1 protein-coding gene is annotated in these 447 nt (G+C 67.1%); it reads right to left on the reverse strand.

Features of this window, described 5'->3' with window-relative positions; translation table 11 throughout:
* The coding region (locus CWM66_RS28520) for a LysR family transcriptional regulator (RefSeq protein WP_146159984.1) at window positions 1-447 on the reverse strand (447 nt) is incomplete at both ends.

Raw genomic sequence — 447 nt, forward strand, 5'->3', positions numbered from 1 at the left:
TCGTCCGGATGCAGCGGCTCGCCATAGCGCTCGATGTAGGCCGGGCTGGCGAACACCTGCGTACGCAGGCTGCCGAGCTTGCGCGCCACCAGGTTGGAATCGGGCAGCGAACCCACGCGCAATGCCAGATCCGCCTCGCCGGCGATCAAGTCCAGCTTCTCGTTGCCCAGGTGCATGTCCAGCTGGATTTCCGGGTACAGCGCATGGAATTCGCCCAGCAACGGCGCGATCCACGTGATGCCGATGGAGTAGGGCACGGTGAAGCGCAGCCAGCCACGCGGACCGGACTGCAACTGGCCCACCGCGCTTTCGGCTTCTTCCAGTTCGCGCGCGATGCGCTGGCAATGTTCGTGGTATACCGAACCGGCCTCGGTGAGGCCGATGCGGCGCGTGGTCCGGTGCAGCAGGCGCGCGCCGAGGCGCTGCTCCAGCTCCTGCACCTTGCGG

The sequence above is a fragment of the Kosakonia sp. H7A genome, from assembly GCF_003028445.1.
GTDB classification, from domain to species: Bacteria; Pseudomonadota; Gammaproteobacteria; order Enterobacterales; family Enterobacteriaceae; genus Kosakonia; species Kosakonia radicincitans.